Raw genomic sequence first — 23502 nt, 5'->3', positions numbered from 1 at the left:
GATTGGAAGCTTGATTGGTCTACACCACTTGTACGGCTCTTCAGATCGGCAGGCCCAGCGTGGAAGTTGTCATCGTCCCGGACGGCACGGCAGGCGGCGAACTCATCGCGGAGGCCATCGGCGCCCTGCTGAGCCGCAAGCCCGACGCCCTTCTCGGCGTTGCCACCGGCTCCACCCCGCTGCCCATCTACCGCGCGCTGGCAAAGAAGGTCCGCTCCGGCGCCGTGGACGTCTCGCGCGCCCGCATCTGCCAGCTCGACGAGTACGTCGGACTGCCCGCGGGCCACCCGGAGTCCTACCGCTCCGTGGTGCTGCGCGAGGTGGTCGAACCGCTCGGCCTGTCCGAGGAGTCCTTCATGGGCCCCGACGGCTCCGCCGAGGACATCCCGGCCGCCTGCGAGGCGTACGACAAGGCGCTCGCCGAGGCCGGCGGGGTCGACATCCAGCTCCTCGGTATCGGCACCGACGGCCACATCGGCTTCAACGAGCCGTGCTCCTCGCTCGCGTCCCGCACCCGGATCAAGACGCTCACCGAGCAGACCCGGATCGACAACGCGCGCTTCTTCGACGACGACGTCTCCCAGGTGCCGCACCACGTGATCACCCAGGGCATCGGCACCATCCTGGAGGCCCGCCACGCGATCCTGCTCGCCACCGGCGAGGGCAAGGCGGACGCCGTGGCGCAGACGGTGGAGGGGCCGGTGGCCTCGATCGTGCCGGCCTCGGCACTGCAGCTGCATCCGCACGCGACGGTGGTGGTCGACGAGGCCGCCGCGTCCAAGCTGAAGCTGGCGGACTACTTCCGTACCACGTACGCGACCAAGCCGTCCTGGCAGGGGCTGTAGTCACCTCGCGGCGGCGCCGGTCGTCAGGAGGCCCGGAGCACCCGCGATGGCTGCTCCGGGCCTCCTGACATGTGGACCGGCACGGCACGCGCGCACGGGCAGCCCGTGCGCGCGGACGTCGTACGGGTCCAGGGGTGCGGCGCACCTCTTCGCCCCGCACCACGCCTCGGCCTCAGCCCTCCGCGCCGCCCCGCGCGATGATCTCCGCGGCCGCCTGGCCGCAGACGCGGGCGGCGCCGTGCGTGGCGATGTGCAGGGCGCCCCTGGGGGGTGCCTGCGGAACGCCCATCTCGACCACGACCGTGTCGGGGCGCTGCGCGACCAGGGTGTCCAGGGCCTCCCCCATCCAGGCGTGGCGGTGGGCGTCGCGGACCACCACGACGATGCGCCGCTCCCCCGCCGCCCGCACCACGGCGTCCACGGGCTCCTCGGTGTCGCGGCCGTACGTGCCGGTCCGCGTGCCGGGCACCAGCCGGTCCAGCTCGACCGCCACGCCCCAGGGCGTCTCGTCGCCGACCGCGATGTTCGACGCGGGGGTGAACGAGGCGACGTGGGCGGGCCCGGTCAGCGGCTGGGCACAGCCGGTCACGCGCACCGCGCGGCGGGCGGCGACCAGGCCGATGCCGCAACCGGCCCCGGTGCCGGACGCGCTCCCCTCCTGCGCTGCCGCACCCGATTCCGAACCGGCCTCCTTCGCGTTCCGGGTCCAGGACGCGAGGGCGCGCACCCGTGCGGCCGCGTCCGCGAGCCGCTCCTCGGGGAGTTCACCGCTGCGCACCGCCGTGACCAGCGCGTCGCGCAGCAGCAGCACGGTGCGGTCGTCCTCCAGGCCGCCGCCGACGCACAGCGCGTCGGCCCCGGCGGCGATGGCGAGGACGGAGCCGCGCTCGATGCCGTAGGTCCCGGCGATGGCCCGCATCTCGACGGCGTCGGTGACGATCAGGCCGTCGTAGCCGAGTTCCTCGCGCAGCAGGCCGGTGAGGATCCGCCGGCTGACCGTCGCGGGGCGGTCCGGGTCGAGCGCGGGCAGCAGGATGTGCGCACTCATCACGCACTTGGAGCCGGCCTCGATGGCGGCGCGGAAGGGCACCAGCTCCCGGGCGTGCAGGGTCTCCAGGTCCACGTCGATGCGGGGCATCGCGTGGTGCGAGTCGATCGCGGTGTCGCCGTGTCCGGGGAAGTGCTTGGTGCAGGCGGCGACTCCGGACGCCTGGAGGCCCTCGATGTAGGCGGCGGTGTGCCGGGCGACGAGCCGGGTGTCGGCGCCGAAGGCGCGTACGCCGATGACCGGGTTGTCCGGGTTGGAGTTGACGTCGGCGGACGGGGCCCAGTTGAGGTTGACGCCGCACGCCGCGAGCCGGCGGCCCAGCTCCTGGGCGACCGCGCGGGTGAGGTCCACGTCGTCGACGTACCCGAGCGCGAGGTTGCCGGGGAAGGAAGAGCCGATGCGGACCTCCAGCCGGGTGACGTCACCGCCCTCCTCGTCGATCGCCACGAGGAGGTCCTCGCGCTCGGCCCTGAGCCGGGCGGTGAGCGCGGTGACCTGTTCGGGCGTCCGGACGTTGCGGCCGAACAGCGCGACGGAGGCCAGCCCTTCGTCGACCCTGCGCAGCACCCAGTCCGGGGCGGTGGTGCCGGTGAATCCGGGCTGGAGAACGGCGAGGGCGTCACGGGTGAGGGCGTCCGTGGCGGAGGTCGGGGTGTTCATGAGGCAGCGTCATCCCTTCACGGCGCCGTCGGTGAGGCCGCTGACGTGCCCTTGTCGCCGTCCGCCCCGGCCTTCTCGCCGCCCTTGCCGCCCTCGTCCGACCCGCACGCCGCGAGGCCGATCATGCCCGCGACGCCTGTCGCCGCGATGAGCTCGCGCTTCACGCCAAACCCTCCTCAGGGACACCGCAACCCCGCCCACCACCGCGAAGACGTGCGACGGGTACAGCGGGGCTGGACCTGGTCTTTAATGGTTTAGACCAGCACCGGGAGCTTGGCCTAGACCTTTAAGGGTGTCAAGGGTGTACAAGAAGTGCACTCGCGTCCGTTACAGGACCGACATCTCACCAAGGACGACGACCCGTGACCGGACCGTGCCACCATGTGAGCCGCGACAGACGGAGGAACCGGTGACGGCAGCAGCGCAGCAGTCGGGAAGGCGAGCCATGGGCGCCGACGGGGGCAGTACGGAGAACGAGACGGGCGCGGCCACACGGACGGCGCGCGTCCCGAAGTACTACCGACTGAAGCGGCATCTCCTCGACATGACGGACACCATGCCCCCCGGCACCCCCGTCCCGCCGGAGCGGACCCTGGCCGCCGAGTTCGACACCTCGCGCACGACCGTGCGTCAGGCGCTCCAGGAACTGGTCGTCGAGGGCCGACTGGAGCGCATCCAGGGCAAGGGCACCTTCGTGGCCAAGCCGAAGGTCTCGCAGGCCCTCCAGCTCACCTCGTACACCGAGGACATGCGCGCCCAGGGACTGGAACCGACGTCCCAACTATTGGACATCGGCTATGTCACGGCCGACGACACGCTCGCCGGGCTGCTCGACATCACGACCGGCGGCCGGGTGCTGCGGATCGAGCGGCTGCGGCTCGCCAGCGGAGAGCCGATGGCGATCGAGACCACCCACCTTTCGGCCAAACGCTTCCCGGCGCTGCGCCGTTCGCTGGTGAAGTACACATCGCTCTACACCGCGCTCTCCGAGGTGTACGACGTCAGGCTGGCCGAGGCCGAGGAGACCATCGAGACCTCGCTCGCCACGCCGCGCGAGGCGGGGCTGCTCGGTACGGACGTGGGCCTGCCGATGCTGATGCTGTCCCGGCATTCGCTGGACGGGCGGGGCGAACCGGTGGAATGGGTGCGCTCGGTCTACCGGGGCGACCGGTACAAGTTCGTGGCGCGCCTGAAGCGACCGATGGACTGACCGTCCCGTTCGCCCCCTGCGTCCCGTTCGCCCCCCTGCGGCCCGTTGCTCCTCGCGGCCCGTCCGACACCTGCGGCCGGTGCGGCTCTCACGGTCCTCCCGATCCGCCCGACGCTCCCGACCGCCCCTGTGGAACGCGCCTCCCCACAGGGGCGGTTCGCATGCCGCGCGCTCCCCGACTCCCGCACGTCTGACCATATTCCGAATATGTGCACCCGGCCGGGGAACCGTTTCCGGGCGGAAATGCGATGAGGGGGTGACGGTGACCGAATCCCTCCCCTAGATTTCCTGCGCGTCACGGCAGGTGATCAGCGAGGGACGGAGTCGCCGCATGACAGCAAGTCCGAAGGACGTGTCCGCGAGCCCGGGCGGACGGCCGCCCGCGATCACACCGGTGCGGGTGGTCATCGCCCTCTGTCTCGTCGCGCCGTTCGTCGCGATGCTCTGGGTGGGTTCGTACGCGAAGGTGGATCCCGCCTTCATCGGCATTCCGTTCTTCTACTGGTACCAGATGCTCTGGGTGCTGATCTCCACCGCGCTCACGGCGATCGCCCACAAGCTGTGGCAGCGCGACCAGCGCGCCCGCAAGGGGGGTGGGCAGGCGTGAAGGACGGTGTGAACGGCGTCGCGCTCGGCGTCTTCGTCTTCTTCTTCGCGGCCGTCACGGTCATGGGCTTCCTGGCTGCACGCTGGCGCAGGGCCGAGAACGAGGCCAGCCTCGACGAATGGGGCCTGGGCGGACGGTCGTTCGGCACCTGGGTCACCTGGTTCCTGCTCGGCGGCGACCTGTACACCGCCTACACCTTCGTCGCCGTTCCCGCGGCGATCTACGCGGCGGGCGCGGCGGGCTTCTTCGCCGTGCCGTACACGATCCTGGTGTACCCGCTGATCTTCACCTTCCTGCCCCGCCTGTGGTCGGTCTCGCACCGGCACGGCTACGTGACCACCTCCGACTTCGTCCGCGGGCGCTTCGGCTCGAAGGGGCTGTCGCTGGCGGTCGCCGTCACCGGCATCCTCGCCACGATGCCGTACATCGCGCTGCAGCTCGTCGGCATCCAGGCGGTGCTGGACGTGATGGGCGTCGGCGGCGGCGAGAACACGCACTGGTTCGTCAAGGACCTGCCGCTGCTGCTCGCGTTCGCGGTGCTCGCCGCGTACACCTACTCGTCCGGCCTGCGGGCCCCCGCGCTGATCGCGTTCGTCAAGGACGGCCTGATCTACCTGGTCATCGTGGTGGCGATCATCTACATCCCGATCAAGCTGGGCGGATTCCACGACATCTTCGCCGCCGCCGAGGAGAAGTTCGCCGGCCCGCCCGGCGGGAAGCCGACCGGCGCCCTGGCGCCCGGCGAGGCGGGCCAATGGGCTTACGCCACCCTGGCGTTGGGCTCGGCTCTGGCCCTCTTCATGTATCCGCACTCGATCACGGCGACGCTCTCCAGCCGCAGCCGCGACGTGATCCGGCGCAACACCACGATCCTGCCGATCTATTCACTGATGCTGGGCATGCTGGCGCTCCTCGGCTTCATGGCGATCGCCGCCGGGATCGAGGTGGAGAACGGGCAGTTGGCCATTCCGCAGCTGTTCGAGAACATGTTCCCCGACTGGTTCGCGGGCGTCGCGTTCGCCGCCATCGGCATCGGCGCGCTGGTGCCCGCCGCGATCATGTCGATCGCCGCGGCGAACCTCTTCACCCGCAACATCTACAAGGACTTCCTGAAGCCGGACGCGACCCCCGAGGAGGAGACCAGGGTCTCCAAGCTGGTGTCGCTGCTGGTGAAGGTCGGGGCACTGGCCTTCGTCCTCACCATGGACAAGACGGTCGCGATCAACTTCCAGCTTCTGGGCGGGATCTGGATCCTCCAGACCATGCCGGCCCTGGTCGGCGGCCTGTTCACCCGTTGGTTCCACCGCTGGGCGCTGCTCGTGGGCTGGGCGGTCGGCATGGTGTACGGGACGGTCGCCGCGTACGAGGTCGCCGGCCCGACCCAGGCGCACTTCGGCGGATCGTCCACGAAGATCCCCGGCATCGGCGAGATCGGTTACATCGGTCTGACGGCGTTCGTGCTGAACGTGGTGGTGACGGTGGTGCTGACGTTCGTCCTGAACGCCGCGAAGGCACCCGCCGGCGTCGACGAGACCTCCCCGGCCGACTACACGGCGGACGCGGGCGACCCGGGTGTCCGGGTGGAGCTGCCGCCGGCCGTGCCCGAGTCCCCGAGTTCGGCGGCGACGCAGGGTGGCGGCCGCTAGGACGTGTTTTCGAAAGTCCCGTCCGGCCCGCGACGCCTGGCACGGCGCCTCGCCACGTTGTCAGGATCGTCCACGTACGCCGCGGGCCCCGCCCTTCGGGCGGACGACGCCACTTTCGAAACACGCCCTGGAACGACCGCTCGGACGGCCCGGGACAGCCCGCCGCACCCCCTTCCCGAGGGGCGCGGCGGGGCACGTCCGCCTTCTTCCCACGAGGGCCGCAGGACGCGCCCTACGGCCTCGACGTGAGTCGGCCGACACAACATCTGGGGGCTGCCTCACCGAGCGGCCCCCACATGTATGCTCGTGCTCGCTGTCGCCGCAGGGGAATCCGGCGCGAATCCGGAACTGTCCCGCAACGGTGTGCTCGGTGCGCTTTTGCGCATGCCCGAGCAAGTCCGAGGACCTGCCGACAGCGCATCCGGTTCGACCGACCCGGATGCCAGACGTCCGGGCCTCGCGGATGGGCCGGTGGACGCCGTACGCAGTGCTGCCCCCTGTCCGGGCCCGGTGCTGCCCGGCCACCCCCGCTCCCCCGCCGGCCCCGAGCCGAGCGAGGGAGAGCACCGCGTGACCATCGCGCCAGCCGATCCGGCCCCGGTCGCCGTGTCCGAAGCGACCGTGTCCGAGGCGGCCGAGTCCGGGGGAGCCGCACACGACGGCCCCGGTACCGCACACGACGAGCCGGGAACCGCGCTGCTGCGGACCCTGACCGCGCTCACCGCCGACCTGCCCGACACCGACCCCGGCCGGGTGGCCGCCGCCGCGCTGCGCGGGCGCAGCGCCCGAGCCGACGAGGCCGAGCTGCACTCGCTGGCCACCGAGGCCGCCGCGGGGCTGATCTCCGAGGACCCCGCCTACTCCCGGCTCGCCGCCCGGCTGCTGACCCGTGCCGTCGCGGACGAGGCGGCGGGGCAGGGCGCGGTCTCCTTCTCCGCGTCCGTCGCCGTCGGCCACCGCGAGGGCCTGATCGCGGACCGCACCGCCGCGTTCGTCCAGGCGCACGCCGCCACCCTGGACGCCCTGGTCGAACGCTCCCTCGCCGACGGCGCCGACGACCGGTTCGGCTACTTCGGGCTGCGGACCCTGCACAGCCGCTACCTGCTGCGCCACCCGCACACCCGCCAGGTCATCGAGACCCCGCAGCACTTCATGCTGCGGGTCGCGTCCGGGCTCGCCGAGGACGACTCCCCGCGTGCCGTGGACGAGGTCGCGGCGCTGTACGGGCTGATGAGCCGGCTCGACTACCTTCCCTCCTCCCCCACGCTGTTCAACTCCGGTACCCGGCACCCGCAGATGTCGTCCTGCTACCTGCTGGACTCCCCGCTCGACGAACTCGACTCGATCTACGACCGCTACCACCAGGTGGCGCGCCTCTCGAAGCACGCGGGCGGCATCGGCCTGCCGTACTCCCGCATCCGGGCCCGCGGTTCGCTGATCCGGGGCACCAACGGGCACTCCAACGGGATCGTGCCGTTCCTGAAGACGCTCGACGCCTCCGTGGCCGCGGTCAACCAGGGCGGGCGCCGCAAGGGTGCCGCCGCCGTCTATCTGGAGACCTGGCACGCGGACATCGAGGAGTTCCTGGAGCTGCGCGACAACACCGGTGAGGACGCCCGCCGTACGCACAACCTGAACCTGGCGCACTGGATCCCGGACGAGTTCATGCGCCGGGTCGACGCGGACGGCGAGTGGTCGCTGTTCTCCCCCTCGGACGTGCCCGGGCTGGTCGACCTGTGGGGCGACGAGTTCGACGCCGCGTACCGGGCCGCCGAGGCGCAGGGGCTGGCCCGCAAGACCCTGCCGGCCCGTGAGCTGTACGGCCGGATGATGCGCACCCTCGCGCAGACCGGCCAGGGCTGGATGACGTTCAAGGACGCCGCCAACCGGACCGCGAACCAGACCGCCGAGCCGGGCCGCGTCGTCCACTCCTCGAACCTGTGCACCGAGATTCTCGAGGTCACCGACGACGGTGAGACGGCCGTCTGCAACCTGGGCTCGGTCAACCTCGGCGCGTTCGTCTCGGGCGGGGACATCGACTGGGAGCGGCTGGACGCCACCGTCCGCACCGCCGTGACCTTCCTGGACCGGGTCGTCGACATCAACTTCTACCCGACCGGGCAGGCCGCCCGCTCCAACGCCAAGTGGCGCCCGGTGGGCCTGGGCGCCATGGGCCTCCAGGACGTCTTCTTCCAGTTGCGGCTGCCGTTCGACTCCGCCGAGGCCCGCGCGCTCTCCACGAGGATCTCCGAGCGGATCATGCTCGCCGCGTACGAGGCGTCCTGCGATCTCGCGGAACGCTCCGGTCCGCTGCCCGCCTGGGAGGAGACGCGTGCCGCGCGCGGGGTGCTGCACCCCGACCACTACGCCGTCGAGCCGGCCTGGCCGGAACGCTGGGAGGCGCTGCGCGCCCGGGTCGCGAGGACCGGGATGCGCAACTCGCTGCTGCTCGCCATCGCGCCGACGGCGACGATCGCCTCGATCGCGGGTGTGTACGAGTGCATCGAGCCGCAGGTCTCCAACCTCTTCAAGCGCGAGACGCTCAGCGGGGAGTTCCTCCAGGTCAACGCATACCTGGTGGACGACCTGAAGCGGCTGGGCGTCTGGGACGCCCGGACCCGCGAGGCGCTGCGCGAGGCGAGCGGCTCCGTACAGGGCTTCGCCTGGATCCCCGAGGACGTGCGGGCGCTGTACCGCACGGCGTGGGAGATCCCGCAGCGCGGCCTGATCGACATGGCGGCGGCCCGTACGCCGTTCCTCGACCAGAGCCAGTCGCTGAACCTCTTCATGGAGACGCCGACCATCGGCAAGCTCTCCTCGATGTACGCGTACGCCTGGAAGAAGGGGCTGAAGACGACGTACTACCTGCGGTCCCGTCCCGCCACCCGGATCGCCCGCGCGGCCGCCGGCCCTACGTCGGCCACCGCCCCCGTTCCCGCCCAGCAGACACCGGTGCCCGACGCGGACGCGATCGCCTGTTCCCTGGAAAACCCCGAGTCCTGCGAGGCCTGCCAGTAATGACCGACACCACCTCCGAGAAGAACCTCCTCGACCCGGGCTTCGAACTGACCCTGCGCCCCATGCGCTACCCGGACTTCTACGAGCGCTACCGGGACGCGATCAAGAACACCTGGACCGTCGAGGAGGTCGACCTCCACTCGGACGTCGCCGACCTCGCGAAGCTCTCGCCGGGCGAGCAGCACATGATCGGCCGGCTGGTCGCGTTCTTCGCGACGGGTGACTCGATCGTCGCGAACAATCTCGTCCTCACGCTCTACAAGCACATCAACTCCCCCGAGGCGCGGCTGTACTTGAGCCGTCAGCTGTTCGAGGAGGCCGTGCACGTCCAGTTCTATCTGACGCTGCTGGACACGTACCTGCCCGACCCGGACGACCGGGCGGCGGCCTTCGCGGCGGTCGAGAACATCCCGTCCATCCGTGAGAAGGCCGAGTTCTGCTTCACGTGGATGGACTCGGTCGAGAAGATCGACCGGCTGGAGACGAAGGCGGACCGCCGCCGCTTCCTGCTGAACCTGATCTGCTTCGCGGCATGCATCGAGGGGCTGTTCTTCTACGGCGCGTTCGCGTACGTCTACTGGTTCCGTTCGCGAGGACTGCTGCACGGTCTCGCCACGGGCACCAACTGGGTGTTCCGCGACGAGACGATGCACATGAGCTTCGCGTTCGACGTCGTGGACACCGTTCGCAAGGAGGAGCCGGACCTCTTCGACGACGAGCTCCGGCGGCAGGTGACCGACATGCTGAAGGAGGCCGTGGCGGCGGAGCTGCAGTTCGGCCGCGACCTGTGCGGTGACGGCCTGCCCGGCATGAACACGGAGTCGATGCGGCAGTACCTGGAGTGCGTGGCCGACCAGCGGCTGGCCCGGCTGGGCTTCCCCGCGGTCTACGGCTCCGAGAACCCGTTCTCGTTCATGGAGCTCCAGGGCGTGCAGGAGCTGACGAACTTCTTCGAGCGCCGGGCTTCCGCGTACCAGGTGGCCGTGGAGGGCTCCGTCGACCTCGACGAGGACTTCTAGGACGAGGACTTCCGGTGTCCCCTCCCGGCAATGTTGCCGGGAGGGGCGCCAGTGCCGTGAGGGGCAATACAACTAGTGCCGTGACCGGCAAGGTTTGCCCGGAAGGAGCGGCGTCCGGTGCGTGCGATCGCAAGGCGGCCGAATGCCCTCGTAGCGGGCTACGTGGGCTTTCGGCCAACGCCGCGAGCGTGCGTGCCGGGCGGTGCGACGGGGCAAACGTTGCCTGATGCGGCACTAGATCCGGGCCCAGCTCCTGAGGTGGGGACGCCGTGCGGCCGTGACGGGCCGCACGGCGTCCGCCGTTTCCGGCGGCGCCTGCGCGCCTGCCCGTTCCGCCTCCTGCAGGTCGTGCTCGATGCGGCGTTCCCGGGCGAGTCCGAACAGGGTGAGCAGCAGAAAGAGGCCGATGAGAGCCGAGATGCCCATGATGTTCAGGAACGTGTTCATGGCTCCACTCTCGTCCGCGCGCCCGCGCTCCGGCAGTGGCAGGACTGTCATGCACCATCGATTTACTGCCACACTGGTCCGGTGCTGAACAATGTCGCCGCTCTGCTGCTGGACGAGGTCCACCCCTTCGAACTGGGGGTGCTGTGCGAGGTCTTCGGGCTCGACCGCAGCGCCGAGGGCCTGCCGGTCCACGATTTCGCCGTGGTGTCCGCCGAGGGCCCGGTCCTGCGGACGCACGCCGGGTTCATGGTCAGCACCCCGTACGGCCTCGACCGGCTGGAGGAGGCGGATCTCATCGCCGTGCCGGCTTCCGGCCGCGCCGACGAGCAGGACTGTCCGGAGGAGGTCCTCGACGCCCTGCGCCGGGCCGTGGACCGGGGCGCGCGGGTGCTGAGCATCTGCTCCGGCGCGTTCGTCCTCGGCGCGGCCGGGCTGCTGGACGGCCGCCGCTGCACCACCCACTGGCGCCACACCGACGAGTTGGCCCGACGCTGTCCGCGTGCCGTCGTCGAGCCCGATGTGCTGTACGTGGACGACGGCCCGGTCATCACCTCGGCAGGCACGGCGGCCGGGATCGACGCCTGTCTGCATCTGGTCCGGCAGGCGTACGGCTCCGACACCGCCAACGCGGTCGCCCGCCGCATGGTGGTGCCGCCGCACCGGGACGGCGGCCAGGCGCAGTACATAGAGCGCCCGCTGCCGCGCACCCGGTGCGACACGGTCGGGGAGACGATGGTGTGGATGGAGCGCCACCTCGACCAGGAGATGACGGTCGACCAACTGGCCGCGCAGGCCCACATGTCGCCGCGCACCTTCGCCCGCCGCTTCCAGCAGGAGACCGGCACGACGCCGTACCGCTGGCTGCTGCGTCAGCGGGTACTGCTGGCCCAGCATCTGCTGGAGACGTCCGACGAGACGGTGGACGCGATCGCCGGGCACACCGGCTTCGGGACGGCGGCGGCGCTGCGCCATCAGTTCGTCCGGTCGCTGGGCACCACCCCGCACGCGTATCGCCGCACCTTCCGCGGCCCGGCCGCCTGACCCGGACGGCCGGTGCGGTCGCGGTTGGGGCCCTGGTCGACGTGGACGTGGTCGCCGGGTCCCGGGTGGTCCGGGCCCAGGACCCCGTGGAAACCGTGGCTGCGCCTGCTTGGCGGGGGTGCACGGGAAGTGCGGGCCCGCGCCGGGATCGGCCGCGTCCGGTGAGCGCGCAAAACGGCGGGCCCGGCGCCTTCCGTGAACGGGAGGGGCCGGGCCCACCGGTGGAGCGTGGTGCGTGCTCAGTCGTTCGGCACGGTCTCGTAGCGCGGCGTGCCCTCCGCCATCTGCCGCAGTGCGTCCTTGCGATCGCGCTTGGAGAGCCGGTCGATGTACAGGTACCCGTACAGGTGGTCCGTCTCGTGCTGGAGGCAACGGGCGAAGTAGCCGTGGCCCCGCACCTTGATCGGGTTGCCCTTGGCGTCCTGTCCCCGGACCACCGCGTAGTCGGGGCGGGCCAACGGGGCGTACGCCGTGGGGACGGAGAGGCAGCCCTCGTTGGAGTCGTCCAGCACCCGGTCCTCGGGCGCCAGCTCCTCCAGCACCGGGTTGCAGACGGCGCCCACGTGCCGCACGCCCTCGTCGTCCGGGCAGTCGTAGACGAAGACCTTCAGGTCGACACCGATCTGGTTCGCGGCCAGGCCCACGCCCTCCGCGGTCCGCTGGCTGGCGAACATGTCGTCGATCAGCCGGGCCAGGTCGTCGTCGAACTCGGTGACGTCCTTGCACTCCTTGTGCAGCACCGGGTTGCCCACGACCGTGATCGGACGGGAGGTGCCGCGCTCGCGATGCGCCGTCTCGCGCGCCTCGCAGTCCTCGGTGTCCACGACGAAACCCTCGTCGTCGACGCTGATCCGCTCGTCCGTCTCCTGCTGCGACATGTCCGCCGTACGCCTTCCTCAAAAACTGAAACCCGGGCATGAACCTGAACCCGGGCATCCGAAACCGTCCGAACCATCCGTGGCGTCCGGACCCCGAGCGCCCGGGCACCGCGACGGTGCCCCTACAGCCTACGGGCACCGGTCAGCAGACTTCTTCGAGATCCCGCCACTCGCGGCTGTCCGGGCTGTCCGCGACCCAACCGTCCAGCAGCCCGCGCACCAGTCCGGCCGGGGCCGCTATCCCACACTCCCGCTCCGGCAGCCACAGCTCACCGGCCGTGCGGTGCCCCAGCGGGCCCGGGTGCCCCGGCTCGCTGTGGTCGTGCGGGTCCAGGTGCTCGCCCTCGCCCTCGTCGCTCTCCATCCGGCTCTCCGAGCAGGCCCGGCAGAGCAGTCGCACGGACGACGACCAGTCCTCCGCGGCGAACCCGGCATCGGACGCCAGCCGCTCCAGCGCGTCCCGGTCCGCCTCCGAGGCCGCCTCCAGCAGCACCACCCAGGTGGGAACGGGCGACGGCGCCCACAGCTCGATCTCGTCGAAGACCGGGTACGCGGGCCCGGCGGCGGTCACCCGCTCGCCGTTGGGCACGCCGTCGTGGAGGACGACCTCGCCCCAGCGGCGGCCGGACGACGGCAGCGGGATGGAGAGCACCTCCATCCTGGCCGGGTCGAGCCTGCGCCCCCACACCACCTCGGCCTCGCCCTCCGGCGACAGCCGCACCGCGGCGCTGCCCAGTTCCATGCCGACGGGCTCACTGCCCGCCACCGAGGCGTGCTGGCCGACACCCGGCACCTTCAGCCCGTACGCCTGCCAGGCACGGCGGGCCAGCGGCCAGTCCTGCAGCGCGGTGGCGGCGATCCCGACGTTCCACCAGTCGGGAGCGCCACAGCCCTTGTCGAGCAGCGCGACGGCCCTCAGGCCGGCCGCTCTCGCCTGTTCCCAGTCGTGCCGGAACTTGTGCAGCAGCGCCAGGTTGAACCACGACTCGGAGAGCCACGGTTCCAGGTCCGCCGCGCGTGTCAGCAGCGCGCCCGCGTCCTCGTACCGGCCGTCGCCGATCAGCGTGAACGCGCGGTCCGTGGCCTGCCGCCAAGAGGCGGAGGGCCGATGCCGTACCTTCCCGAAGATCCTCACGATTCCCGCCCGTCCCGACTAGGAGCGCCCGGCAGGGGTCTGCGCGGCGTCGCAGGCCCGGGGCATGCGCCTCGCGGCGTCGTCACCGATCACCGACGCTCCGCGTTGCCTCGATCCTCCGCCTTGCGATGCACGCACCCCAGCCCCGCTCCTTCACCCGCGCCGCCTACTGCTGGGCGCTTCGGACACCCTCGATTTCCGCTCTCTCTTCGCATCCAACCATGCCGGGCCGGACGCCCGCTCATTACCCATGGGTTACCCGGACGGGACGGGAACCAGACCGCCCCGGGCCAGAACGCGGGCGAGCGACTCCACCACCTCGGGCTGGTAGTCGTGACCGGTACCGAGCCTGAGCCGTTCCAGCGCGCCGAGCGGCCCGATGGGACCTTCCCCCGACAGGTCCTCGTATGCGTTGACCGCCCGGACGATCCTGGCGGACAACGGCTGCTCGCGGTACGGGTCGGCCTGCCGTTCCACCACGACCGCGACCTCGCCGTCCACCCCGGTCTGCCGGACGACCGCCCCGCCGAGCAGCGCGATGCGGCGCTGCTCGGCGGCGGGCAGGGTGGCCGTGGCCCCGTCCGGGAGCGGATCGACGAGGGAGAGCTGGCCGATGTCGTGCATCAGGGCCGCGTACTCCAGCACCAGCAGCCGCTTCCCGGACAGGCCCAGCTCGCGGCCTACGGCGACACAGAGCGCCGCGACCCTGCGGGCGTGCCCCTGCCGGGTGTATCCGGCGATCTCGGTGGAGCGGGCGAGCGAGGCGATCGTCTGCCGGTAGGTGGCGCGCACCACGACGAACCTGCGGAACGCGACCTGGGTCAGCAGCAGCGGCACGCACAGGACGGGCAGCGCCCACAGCCCGGCGACCGCGACCCCGAGGGCCACCACGGCACCGGTCGCGCAGACCGCCGAGCCGATGCCGATGAGCCCCCGCAGCTCGGCACGGAGAAGCGGCCCGTACGGGGCGGGGGCGGCGCGCGGGCCCCGGCGGCCGTACGGGACGGACCGCGAGCGTGCCAGCAGGGCGGCGAGCACGGCGTCGCACAGCCCGGTCAGGACGAGGAGCAGCAGCGGGAGGAGTACGTGGTACGGCCCCTCGCCGAGCCGTCCGTCGGTGCGCGCCGAGCCGTCCAGCGGCTGGAAGCACACGGCGGCGAAGGCGACGGTCAGGACGCGGCGGGCGACCCGGTCGGGCGTCGGCGCGCTGCCGCGCGCCAGATGTGGCACACAGGCGACGAGCTGCGCCGCGAGGAGCACGGCGATCACCTGGAGGACGTCGTGGCCGGCGGGTTCGCCGCCGACCTGGCCGAGGAGGGCGTACGCGAGCGCACCCGCGGCCCCGAGGGGCGCGGGCTCGCGCTCGCCGGGCAGAGCGCCCCAGCGGGCCAGTTCACCGACGGCGATCAGCAGACCGAAGGCGAGGGCGGTGCCGGGGTCGTGGACTCCGGCCCAGAACGTGTGGGCGAGCCCGCTGAGGGCGAGGAGAACGGCGACGGCGCGGACGGCGAGCACGGCGGGCGGCACCCCGCCGGGCCGGGCGCGGGTGCGGACGCGGATCACCGCGTACGGTCCGCGGTCCGTGGCGGACCGGGGACGGCGGGCGCCTCTCCGCACGGCGCGCCCGGCCGTTCCGGCGGACGCGGCTTGCCCGGCCCGTCCGGCCCGTTCGGCGGGGAGGGCGCACGCGGCGTCCGGACGGCTCCCGCGCCGGGGGCGTCCGTTCCCGCCCTCCGGGGTTGCGGAACGGTCTCGTCCGCCGTCACCACGGTGGCCACCGGCCAGCCGTGCCGGTCAAGCGCACGTGCCAGCGCCCGCACCATCTGCGGATCGAACTGTGTGCCGGCGCACCGCTTCAGCTCCGCGAGCGCCGCGTGCACCGGCCGCCCGCGCCGGTAGGACCGGGTCGATGTCATCGCGTCGAAGGCATCGGCCACCGCGACGACCCGGGCGAACTCGGGGATCTCCCGCCCGCGCAGGCCGTACGGATAGCCGCTGCCGTCGAGCCGTTCGTGGTGGTGCAGGATCGCGGCCCTGGCCTCGCCGAGGAAGCCGATGCCGCGGACGATCTCGTGCCCGTACTCCGGGTGCAGTTCGATCACCCGTCGCTCCTCCAAGGTGAGCGGTCCGTCCTTGCGGAGCACCCGGGTCGGCACACCGAGCTTGCCGACGTCGTGCAGGATGCCGGCGAACCGCAGGACCTCCAGGCGGCCCGGGTCCATGCCCAGTTCGCGGGCGATGAGGACGGACGCATGGCCCACGCGTTCGCTGTGGCCCCGGGTGTACGTGTCCTTGATGTCGACGGCCTGCACCAGTGCCCGGATGGTGGCGCGGTGGGCGGCGTGCTCGCGGTGGGACTGGGCGAAGACCCAGCACGAGATGTACATCGGCAGCAGCACAATGAGCGCGGAGGGCGGTCCGTACGGGCCGCGCCACAGCACGGCCATCATCAGCCCGGCGAGCCCGTGCACCAGATGCGGCCCCAGCGCGCGGGACAGCAGTCCTCGCCAGGCGCGCCGGACCGGCAGCCGTTCGGCCACGGCCAGGATCGCCCCGTCCAGCGCGGTCAGCACGAGACTGAGGACCAGGGCGGCGGCACACGCCGGCACCAGGGCGTACGGGAAGTCGGGGAGCCTCTCGCCACCGGTTCCGGTGCCTCCGAGCGCGGCCCGGCCGCCGAGCAGGACGTGGGCGGTCGAGGCCGCCCAGACCGTGAGGGCGAGCTGCGCGGCCCGCCACACACGCCGGGCCGTGGCGGGCGGATCGTCCACCCGGCCGACCAGCGAACCGGGAACGGCGACCAGGGCCGCCGCGGCTGGCGGCAGCAGAAAGGCCCCGGCCAGCAGCAGCGGGAAGAACGATCCGGCACCGACCGGCGCGGAGCCGAGGAACGGGCAGCGCCACAGCAGTTCACAGACGAGGTAGAGCCCGGTGAGCAGTCCGAGGGTGACCCACGGCGTTTCGGCACCCGGGCGGAGCGCGGGAAGCACGCACGACAGGGCGCCGACCGCAACCGTCCCGATGCAGGCGCGTGCCGCCCCGCGTGTGGCTCCCACCCGCCCCGCCGCCCCTCGACTCCATCGATGAAGGCGTCACGCTAGCGAGTCGTGCGTCCCGCCGAGCGGCAATGGTGCCGATTAGCACATTCGGGTGATGTGGGGAACGCGAGGAGCGTGAGTGTGTGCGAGAGGGAGGGGCGAAGCGGCGCGCATGGATCCGTCGAAGCCGCGGCCGACGGGCGTCGTGCCGGGCCGTGTCGGGCATCGTCCCTCAACGGCGGGCGGCTGCCGGACCTCAGGGGCGGTCGGACCTGAGCGGCTGCCGGACCTCGGCGGCGGCCGGACTCACTCCTTGGCGGCGGCCGGCCGGCCGGTCTCCGTGGACGTCACGTCCTGCTCCGGGACCACCTGGCTGGAGCGGATCAGCTCGATCCGGCCCATCACCTTGGACCGCAGATCGCTCGGTACGTCGTCCTGGCCGCAGCAGCGCTTCACCAGCTTCTTCACCGCCTGCTCCAGGCCGTACTTCTCCAGGCACGGGGAGCACTCCCCGAAGTGGACCTCGAACTTGGTGCAGTCGCTGTCGGGCATCTCGTGGTCGAGGAACTCGTAGAGATGATCGAGGACCTCTGAGCAGTCCGTCTCATGCGGCTCTCCGCAGCTCATGAGCCCGAGCCTTTCCGATCGTCCGACTCTCCGGCACCGGCGGGGACGAGCCCGCGCTCACGGGCGTAGTCCTCCAGCATGCCGCGCAACTGGCGGCGGCCCCGGTGCAGTCGGGACATCACCGTACCGATGGGAGTCCCCATGATGTCCGCGATCTCCTTGTAGGCAAAGCCCTCGACATCGGCGAGGTACACGGCGATGCGGAACTCTTCGGGGATCGACTGGAGAGCGGCCTTCACGTCGGAGTCCGGCAGGTGATCGAGCGCCTGCGACTCCGCGGAGCGCAGCCCCGTCGACATGTGCGACTCGGCGCGCGCCAGCTGCCAGTCCTCGATCTCCTCGGCGGCGCTGCGCTGGGGTTCGCGCTGCTTCTTGCGGTACGAGTTGATGAACGTGTTGGTGAGGATGCGGTACATCCATGCCTTGAGGTTGGTGCCCTCACGGAACTGGTGGAAGGAGCCGTACGCCTTGGCGTACGTCTCCTGGACCAGGTCCTCGGCGTCCGCGGGGTTGCGTGTCATGCGCAGCGCGGCCGAGTACATCTGGTCGAGGTAACCGAGAGCGTCCCGCTCGAAGCGCGCGTTGCGCTCGGCGGCCGTCTCCGGCGCACGGCCCTCGTCGGTACCTGTGTCGGTCCCAGTGACCGGACCCACCTCCTCCAACGCTGGGGCGGAGCCGAAACCGGACCCGCTCGAATCGGAGAATAGTCGACCCTGCCCGGAGACGGGCTGTCCTTCCGAGGCGCTCGACGTGCGCTCCGGAGCGGTCCTCGCCGCGTGCAGGACCGTCCACTCCAGGTCAGCGGCGCTCGAGCGACGTGGGCAGATGGTCGAACCCATGCGACGTACTCCCTCTCCACAAACGACGTTGGTGTACCGATGTCACCGACAACAGCGGCCCCTGGCTCAACATTCCCGAGTTCCCACGGGCTCGGTCGGGTGCCCGCGCCCGTGGCTGAATGGAGCCGCCCGGGAAGCCCGAATCGAGATGAATGTCATACGCGGTGGGCCAGCCAGGCGGTCACGGCGTCGGTCACGATGCCCATCGCCCGTTCCTCGGTCAGGCCGGACTTCTTCGGTACGGCGAACCCGTGGTCGCCGTACGGCACCTCGGTGATCTCGTACTCCCCCGGCGGGAACTCGGCGGGCCGTCCGAACGGGTCGTTGCCGCCCTGCACGACGAGCGTGGGCACCCCGGCCCCCAGGAGTTCGTCCGCGCGGGACTTCTCCGGCTTCCCCGGAGGATGCAGCGGAAAGCTGAGCGCGAGGACGGCACGGGCGCCGAGCTCCGTCGCCGTCCGGCAGGCGACCCGGGCCCCGGCGCTCCGGCCGCCCGCGACGACGGGCAATCCCGGCTCGGTGAGCGCCGGCCACACGCCCCGCCATCCGGTGTCCAGGGTCTTCGGGGCGGGCGCGACCTTCTTTCCCGCGACCCGCCAGGGCTGCTCCACGAGGGCCACGGTCACCCCGTGCGCCGGGAGGGCGGCGGCCAGGGCCCGCAGGTCACGGCTGTCGATGCCGCCGCCCGCCCCGTGGCCGACGGCGAGCACCAGCTCGGGCCTCTTCGCGGGGAGCCAGGTGACCCTGGCCGGCCCGGCGTCCGTGTCGACCGTCTCGACCCTGCGGTCCGTCTCCGTAGCGCTCACGGTTCCCATCCTCCCCCGTCCGGACGGGGCGCCGCCCCCGGCCCGCACGGGCCCGGCCGGAGGCCGGCCGGAAGAGGGGCCGCCGCAAGCGCCGGAGCAGCCGGATGTCAGAAGAGCGTGCCCAGCTCCGGCCCGGCCAGCTCCGCCAGCAGCTCGGGGCCGTTGTTGCGGACATTGCTGACGGCCGTGGTCACCGGGTAGGCGCGCATCAGCCCGCCCGGCGGCGGCGCCAGCAGCGCACGCAGCTCCTCGACGTCCGTGCGCGACGGGTCGAGCCAGGCGTCCCACCGGTCCGGGGTCAGCATCAGCGGCATCCGGGGGTGGATCTCGGCGAGTGTGGCCGGGCCCTCGGCGGGAGCGACGGCGAGCGGTGTGGTCTCCGCCTCGGTCGTGATCACCGCGCAGGTCGCCCACCAGGCCATCGGGTGGTCGTCCGGCAGCGTCCGGTCGCGCCAGAAGTCGTACAGCCCGGCCATCGCGAAGACCGATCCGTCGGCGGGCGTCACGAAGTAGGGCTGCTTGCGAGGCCGCTTCTTCCTCCCCTTCTCCTCCAGCTGCCGCTCCTGCGTGCCGGTGACCCACTCGTAATAGCCGTCGGCGGGCAGGATGCATCGCCGGGAGACGAAGGGGCGGCGGAACGACGGCTTCTCGTGGACGGTCTCCGCCCGGGCGTTGATCATGCGCGCCGCCCCCTCGGGGGACTTCGCCCACGACGGCACGAGTCCCCACTTCAAAGCCCGCAACTGGCGAACCGGACGCCGGTCGGCGGCGTCTTTGAGAGGACGCTCCCATACGACGTGGACCTCTTTGGTCGGCGCCACGTTCCAGTCGGGTACCAGGGTCTCCTCCGGTTCCCACTTCTCGACGTGGAAGAGTCCGGCCAGATCCTCGGGCCGCCGGCTCGCCGCATACCGTCCGCACATGAGTGCCAGACTGCCACGACCGTCCCGGCGACAGGACGCCGATACCGCAAGCGACGACCAAGACGACCAAGAGGAGCCGCCCGCACCATGGACAGCACCGATCCGGGGAACCTGTGGGACCGCCTCCTCGGCACCCAGACCGTGCCCGAGCAGTGGCTCGTGGTGGTGACCGGGACGCTCGCGCTGATCGCCGTCGTACCGAACCCGCTCTGGCGGCTGAGCCGCAACGCGATCACGATCGCGCACGAGGGCGGACACGGGCTGGTGGCGCTGCTCACCGGACGGCAGCTGTCCGGGATACGGCTGCACTCGGACACCAGCGGACTGACGGTCAGCCGCGGCAGACCGACCGGCATCGGGATGATCCTGACGGCCGCGGCCGGGTACACCGCCCCGCCGCTGCTGGGCCTCGGCGGGGCCTGGCTGCTGGCCGACGGCAGGATCACGCTGCTGTTGTGGCTGGCCACCGCGCTGCTCGCGGCGATGCTGGTGATGATCCGCAATGTGTACGGGGCGCTGGCCGTGATCTCCACGGGGGCGGTGTTCCTGCTGGTCTCCTGGCTGGCCACGCCCGCCGTGCAGTCGCTGTTCGCGTACGGCGTGGTCTGGTTCCTGCTGCTCGGCGGGGTGCGCCCCGCCTTCGAGCTCCAGTCGAAGCGGCGGTACGGCGGTGCGCCCGATTCGGACGCCGACCAGCTCTCGCGGCTGACGGACGTGCCGGCCGCGCTCTGGCTGTTCCTGTTCCACGCGGTGTCGCTCTGCTCGCTGATCGGCGGAGGCCGTCGGCTGCTCGGCCTGTGAACCGGTGTGCGGCGGCGCCCGGCCGGTGTGCGGCGGCGTCCGGCCGGTGGGCGGCGGCGCCCGGCCGGTGCACGGCGGCGCCCGATGCTCCGGCGGCATCCGCACGAAGGGGTGACGCCCGGCGCGGTGCGCGTCGGCGCCCGGTTGGCGCCCGGCGGCCCCTGGCACGAAGTGATCGGGCCCGCCTGGCGCCCGGTTGGCGTCCACCACGGTTTGGTCGAGCGCCGATTTCGGACCGTTTGATCGAGATTCCGGTTTGCGGTGAGCCACTAAGGCCGACCGGCACATGGGGGTGGGAGAAGGAGCGGGGCTGGGTGCGTGCGGCTGCGAGGCGGAGGAAGGAGGCAACGCGAAGCGTTGTTGACTGACGACAACGCCGCAGATGTGCGTGCCCAGCCCCGCGACGCCGCCCCCCATGTACCGGTCGGTCTAAAGTGAGGTTCATGACCGAAACCCCCGCGCACCCCGCCCTCTGGCCCGCCCCGCATGCGAGCGGAGCCGTCGACGCGACCGTCACCGTGCCCGGTTCGAAATCGGTCACCAATCGCGCGCTCGTCCTCGCCGCCCTCGCCGCCGAGCCGGGCTGGCTGCGCCGCCCGCTGCGTTCCCGCGACACCCTGCTGATGGCGGAGGGGCTGCGCGCCATGGGCGTCGGCATCGAGGAGACGGTGTCGTCCAGTTTCTCCGTCGCGGGTGGCCCGGACGCCTCCGGCGAGGCATGGCGCGTCATCCCGGCCGGGCTGCACGGCCCGGCCACGGTCGACGTCGGCAACGCCGGTACGGTCATGCGCTTCCTGCCGCCGGTCGCCGCCCTGGCCGACGGCCCGATCCGCTTCGACGGCGACCCCCGCTCGTACGAGCGCCCGCTGAACGGTGTGATCGACGCGCTGCGGGCGCTCGGCGCCCGGATCGACGACGACGGTCGCGGCTCGCTGCCGATGACCGTGCACGGCGGCGGCGCCCTGGACGGCGGGCCGGTGGAGATCGACGCGTCCTCGTCATCCCAGTTCGTCTCGGCGCTGCTGCTGTCGGCGCCGCGCTTCAACCAGGGGGTGGAGGTGCGTCACACCGGCGCCAGGCTCCCCTCCATGCCGCACATCCGGATGACCGTCGACATGCTGCGGGCCGTCGGCGCCCAGGTCGACGAGCCGGAGACGGGCGGCGAGCCGAACGTCTGGCGGGTCTCCCACTCCGCGTTGCTCGGCCGCGACCTGACGATCGAGCCCGACCTCTCCAACGCGCAGCCGTTCCTCGCCGCCGCGCTGGTCACCGGCGGCCGCGTCACCATCCCCGACTGGCCCGAGCGCACCACGCAGCCCGGCGACGCGCTGCGCGAGATCTTCACCGCGATGGGCGGTAGCTGCGAGCTGACCGAGCGCGGTCTCACGTTCACCGGTTCGGGCCGCATCCACGGCATCGACGTCGACCTCGGCGAGGTCGGGGAGCTCACCCCGGGCATCGCGGCGGTCGCCGCCCTCGCCGACGGCCCGTCCACGCTGAGCGGCGTCGCCCACCTGCGGCTGCACGAGACGGACCGGCTGGCCGCGCTCACCAAGGAGATCAACGAACTCGGCGGCGACGTCACCGAGACCGCCGACGGGCTCCACATCCGCCCCCGCCCGCTGCGCGGCGGCGTCTTCCACACGTACGACGACCACCGGATGGCCACGGCGGGCGCGGTCGTCGGCCTGGCCGTCCCCGGAGTGGAGATCGAGAACGTGGCGACGACCGCCAAGACCCTGCCGGACTTCCCGCAGATGTGGACCGGAATGCTCGGGGCCTGAGACATGCGCCGCTACGGCAAGAACCCCGACGAGGACGACGTCCGGATCCGCCCCAACCGCAAGGGCAACCGGCCCCGTACCAACATCCGCCCCAAGCACGAGGACGCCGAGGAGGGCATGGTCCTCACGGTCGACCGGGGACGCCTCACCTGCCTCGTCGACGGCCGTACGGTCGTGGCGATGAAGGCCCGTGAGCTGGGCCGGAAGGCGGCTGTGGTGGGTGACAGGGTCTCCCTCGTCGGCGACCTGTCCGGCGACAAGGACACGCTCGCCCGTATCGTCCGCATCGCTGAGCGCCGCTCGGTACTGCGCCGCACCGCGGACGACGACGACCCGTTCGAGCGGGTGGTCGTCGCCAACGCGGACCAGCTGGCGATCGTCACGGCGCTGGCCGACCCTGAACCCCGTCCGCGCATGATCGACCGCTGTCTGGTCGCCGCGTACGACGGCGGGCTGTCCCCGCTCCTCGTGCTCACCAAGTCCGATCTCGCCCCGCCCGACAAGCTGCTGGAGGCGTACACACCACTGGGCGTCCCGTTCGTCGTCACCAGCCGCGACGAACTGGAGAACGGCGAAGCCGCCGAGCGGGTGCGCGAGCAACTGGCCGACCGGGTCACGGCCTTCGTCGGACACTCCGGTGTCGGAAAGACGACGCTGGTCAACGCGCTGGTGCCGAAGGACCGCCGCCGTACGACCGGGGTGGTCAACGCGGTCACCGGCCGCGGCCGGCACACCACCACGTCCGCGCTGGCACTGCCGCTGTCCGGCCGCGGGGGCTGGGTGATCGACACCCCGGGCGTGCGGTCCTTCGGGCTCAACCACATCGACCCGTCCCGGGTGATCCACGCGTTCCCCGACCTGGAGCCCGGCACCGAGGGCTGCCCCCGCGGCTGCACCCACGACGGCAACCAGCCGGAATGCGCCCTGGACGCCTGGGTGGCGGACGGACACGCGGATCCGGCGCGCCTGGACTCGCTGCGGCGGCTGCTGTCCACCCGGGAGCGGCGCGAGGGCGACTGACCCGCACACGTCCGCGGCGGCCGGGGCGTTCACGACCGGTCCGGCACGTTCGTGAGCGCTCGGGCACGTTTGCGAGCTACCGAGACCGGTAAGTGCATAATCACACCCAA

General features: G+C 71.9%; 21 protein-coding genes and 1 riboswitch. Of the genes, 10 read left to right on the top strand and 11 right to left on the bottom strand.

All coding sequences use genetic code 11. The annotated features are described in order from the left end of the window. Positions 1–59 precede the first annotated feature (59 nt). Positions 60–845: a glucosamine-6-phosphate deaminase gene (nagB, locus tag ACGF2V_RS26740; RefSeq protein WP_362708949.1), complete on the top strand. Its 786-nt coding sequence runs from the start codon at positions 60–62 to the stop codon at positions 843–845. Positions 846–1017: 172 nt separating this feature from the next. Here the strand turns inward: nagB and ACGF2V_RS26735 are convergent, their stop codons facing one another. Both ACGF2V_RS26735 and ACGF2V_RS26730 read right to left on the bottom strand, forming a co-directional pair. Further along, positions 1018–2553, bottom strand: coding sequence for a glycoside hydrolase family 3 protein (locus ACGF2V_RS26735; RefSeq protein ID WP_362708952.1), 1536 nt, complete (start codon positions 2551–2553; stop codon positions 1018–1020). A gap of 17 nt (positions 2554–2570) precedes the next feature. Then, entirely contained in the window at positions 2571–2717 is a 147-nt protein-coding gene (locus ACGF2V_RS26730) for a hypothetical protein (RefSeq protein WP_362709031.1), read from the bottom strand. 281 nt (positions 2718–2998) lie between these two features. Here ACGF2V_RS26730 and ACGF2V_RS26725 point away from each other — a divergent pair, with 281 nt between their 5' ends. The 5 genes from ACGF2V_RS26725 to ACGF2V_RS26705 all read left to right on the top strand — a co-directional run bounded on the left by ACGF2V_RS26725 (position 2999) and on the right by ACGF2V_RS26705 (position 10053). Continuing rightward, positions 2999–3763, top strand: coding sequence for a GntR family transcriptional regulator (locus ACGF2V_RS26725; protein WP_362709025.1), 765 nt, complete (start codon positions 2999–3001; stop codon positions 3761–3763). A 331-nt stretch (positions 3764–4094) separates the two neighbouring features. Then, a complete protein-coding gene (locus ACGF2V_RS26720) occupies positions 4095–4370 on the top strand; it encodes a DUF3311 domain-containing protein (RefSeq protein WP_362627625.1) in 276 nt (91 codons plus the stop codon). Further along, on the top strand, positions 4367–6016 hold the full coding sequence (mctP, locus tag ACGF2V_RS26715) for a monocarboxylate uptake permease MctP (RefSeq protein WP_362708955.1): 1650 nt from the start codon (positions 4367–4369) through the stop codon (positions 6014–6016). The genes ACGF2V_RS26720 and mctP overlap by 4 nt, the downstream gene beginning before the upstream one ends. A gap of 283 nt (positions 6017–6299) precedes the next feature. Then, positions 6300–6445: riboswitch (cobalamin riboswitch) on the top strand. A 141-nt stretch (positions 6446–6586) separates the two neighbouring features. Next, positions 6587–9034 carry a ribonucleoside-diphosphate reductase subunit alpha gene (locus ACGF2V_RS26710; RefSeq protein ID WP_362708958.1) on the top strand — a complete coding sequence of 816 codons (2448 nt, stop codon included), beginning with the start codon at positions 6587–6589 and terminating at the stop codon, positions 9032–9034. Next, a complete protein-coding gene (locus ACGF2V_RS26705; protein ID WP_362627617.1) occupies positions 9034–10053 on the top strand; it encodes a ribonucleotide-diphosphate reductase subunit beta in 1020 nt (339 codons plus the stop codon). The genes ACGF2V_RS26710 and ACGF2V_RS26705 overlap by 1 nt, the downstream gene beginning before the upstream one ends. 234 nt (positions 10054–10287) lie before the next feature. Here the strand turns inward: ACGF2V_RS26705 and ACGF2V_RS26700 are convergent, their stop codons facing one another. Next, entirely contained in the window at positions 10288–10500 is a 213-nt protein-coding gene (locus ACGF2V_RS26700; protein WP_362708961.1) for a hypothetical protein, read from the bottom strand. Between the two features lie 81 nt (positions 10501–10581). Here ACGF2V_RS26700 and ACGF2V_RS26695 point away from each other — a divergent pair, with 81 nt between their 5' ends. Beyond that, a complete protein-coding gene (locus ACGF2V_RS26695; protein WP_362708964.1) occupies positions 10582–11541 on the top strand; it encodes a helix-turn-helix domain-containing protein in 960 nt (319 codons plus the stop codon). 239 nt (positions 11542–11780) lie between these two features. Here the strand turns inward: ACGF2V_RS26695 and def are convergent, their stop codons facing one another. From def to ACGF2V_RS26655, 8 genes are all read right to left on the bottom strand, one after another. Next, complete coding sequence (def, locus tag ACGF2V_RS26690) at positions 11781–12419, bottom strand: peptide deformylase (RefSeq protein ID WP_362627609.1); 639 nt, start codon at positions 12417–12419, stop codon at positions 11781–11783. A 142-nt stretch (positions 12420–12561) separates the two neighbouring features. After that, positions 12562–13554 (bottom strand): hypothetical protein, encoded by a 993-nt coding sequence (locus ACGF2V_RS26685; RefSeq protein ID WP_362627606.1) that lies wholly within the window; start codon positions 13552–13554, stop codon positions 12562–12564. 255 nt (positions 13555–13809) lie between these two features. Then, the gene (locus ACGF2V_RS26680) at positions 13810–15117 is read right to left on the bottom strand and encodes an HD-GYP domain-containing protein (protein WP_389048029.1); all 1308 of its coding nucleotides are present in this window, start codon (positions 15115–15117) and stop codon (positions 13810–13812) included. Next, positions 15114–16610: an HD domain-containing phosphohydrolase gene (locus tag ACGF2V_RS26675; protein ID WP_362708967.1), complete on the bottom strand. Its 1497-nt coding sequence runs from the start codon at positions 16608–16610 to the stop codon at positions 15114–15116. The genes ACGF2V_RS26680 and ACGF2V_RS26675 overlap by 4 nt, the downstream gene beginning before the upstream one ends. A gap of 288 nt (positions 16611–16898) precedes the next feature. Next, complete coding sequence (gene rsrA, locus ACGF2V_RS26670) at positions 16899–17219, bottom strand: mycothiol system anti-sigma-R factor (RefSeq protein WP_362708970.1); 321 nt, start codon at positions 17217–17219, stop codon at positions 16899–16901. Beyond that, a complete protein-coding gene (locus tag ACGF2V_RS26665; RefSeq protein ID WP_362630466.1) occupies positions 17216–17872 on the bottom strand; it encodes a sigma-70 family RNA polymerase sigma factor in 657 nt (218 codons plus the stop codon). Before ACGF2V_RS26665 ends, rsrA begins: the two co-directional genes overlap by 4 nt. Before the next feature lie 341 nt (positions 17873–18213). After that, positions 18214–18873 (bottom strand): alpha/beta family hydrolase, encoded by a 660-nt coding sequence (locus tag ACGF2V_RS26660; protein WP_392913309.1) that lies wholly within the window; start codon positions 18871–18873, stop codon positions 18214–18216. A 98-nt stretch (positions 18874–18971) separates the two neighbouring features. Next, on the bottom strand, positions 18972–19787 hold the full coding sequence (locus ACGF2V_RS26655; protein ID WP_362708973.1) for an SOS response-associated peptidase: 816 nt from the start codon (positions 19785–19787) through the stop codon (positions 18972–18974). An 87-nt stretch (positions 19788–19874) separates the two neighbouring features. Here ACGF2V_RS26655 and ACGF2V_RS26650 point away from each other — a divergent pair, with 87 nt between their 5' ends. From ACGF2V_RS26650 to rsgA, 3 genes are all read left to right on the top strand, one after another. After that, positions 19875–20588 (top strand): M50 family metallopeptidase, encoded by a 714-nt coding sequence (locus ACGF2V_RS26650; protein ID WP_362630458.1) that lies wholly within the window; start codon positions 19875–19877, stop codon positions 20586–20588. 443 nt (positions 20589–21031) lie between these two features. Next, positions 21032–22372, top strand: a complete 1341-nt coding sequence (aroA, locus tag ACGF2V_RS26645) for a 3-phosphoshikimate 1-carboxyvinyltransferase (protein ID WP_362630455.1) — start codon at positions 21032–21034, stop codon at positions 22370–22372. 3 nt (positions 22373–22375) lie between these two features. Next, a complete protein-coding gene (gene rsgA, locus ACGF2V_RS26640) occupies positions 22376–23392 on the top strand; it encodes a ribosome small subunit-dependent GTPase A (protein ID WP_362630453.1) in 1017 nt (338 codons plus the stop codon). Positions 23393–23502: the final 110 nt, after the last annotated feature.

Origin of the sequence: Streptomyces sp. NPDC047982 (assembly GCF_043204165.1) — a bacterium.
In the GTDB taxonomy this organism is placed as follows: domain Bacteria; phylum Actinomycetota; class Actinomycetes; order Streptomycetales; family Streptomycetaceae; genus Streptomyces.
Note: the sequence above shows the minus strand (reverse complement) of the source record. Positions and strands in the feature narration are given on the sequence as shown.

Excerpts from the sequence above, each read along its gene's own strand:
- ACGF2V_RS26735 (WP_362708952.1), bottom strand. The coding sequence starts at position 2,553 with ATGAACACCCCGACCTCCGCCACGGACGCCCTCACCCGTGACGCCCTC.
- ACGF2V_RS26725 (WP_362709025.1), top strand. The coding sequence starts at position 2,999 with ATGGGCGCCGACGGGGGCAGTACGGAGAACGAGACGGGCGCGGCCACA.
- ACGF2V_RS26720 (WP_362627625.1), top strand. The coding sequence starts at position 4,095 with ATGACAGCAAGTCCGAAGGACGTGTCCGCGAGCCCGGGCGGACGGCCG.
- ACGF2V_RS26705 (WP_362627617.1), top strand. The coding sequence starts at position 9,034 with ATGACCGACACCACCTCCGAGAAGAACCTCCTCGACCCGGGCTTCGAA.
- ACGF2V_RS26700 (WP_362708961.1), bottom strand. The coding sequence starts at position 10,500 with ATGAACACGTTCCTGAACATCATGGGCATCTCGGCTCTCATCGGCCTC.
- def (WP_362627609.1), bottom strand. The coding sequence starts at position 12,419 with ATGTCGCAGCAGGAGACGGACGAGCGGATCAGCGTCGACGACGAGGGT.
- rsrA (WP_362708970.1), bottom strand. The coding sequence starts at position 17,219 with ATGAGCTGCGGAGAGCCGCATGAGACGGACTGCTCAGAGGTCCTCGAT.
- ACGF2V_RS26660 (WP_392913309.1), bottom strand. The coding sequence starts at position 18,873 with ATGGGAACCGTGAGCGCTACGGAGACGGACCGCAGGGTCGAGACGGTC.
- ACGF2V_RS26655 (WP_362708973.1), bottom strand. The coding sequence starts at position 19,787 with ATGTGCGGACGGTATGCGGCGAGCCGGCGGCCCGAGGATCTGGCCGGA.
- ACGF2V_RS26650 (WP_362630458.1), top strand. The coding sequence starts at position 19,875 with ATGGACAGCACCGATCCGGGGAACCTGTGGGACCGCCTCCTCGGCACC.
- aroA (WP_362630455.1), top strand. The coding sequence starts at position 21,032 with ATGACCGAAACCCCCGCGCACCCCGCCCTCTGGCCCGCCCCGCATGCG.
- rsgA (WP_362630453.1), top strand. The coding sequence starts at position 22,376 with ATGCGCCGCTACGGCAAGAACCCCGACGAGGACGACGTCCGGATCCGC.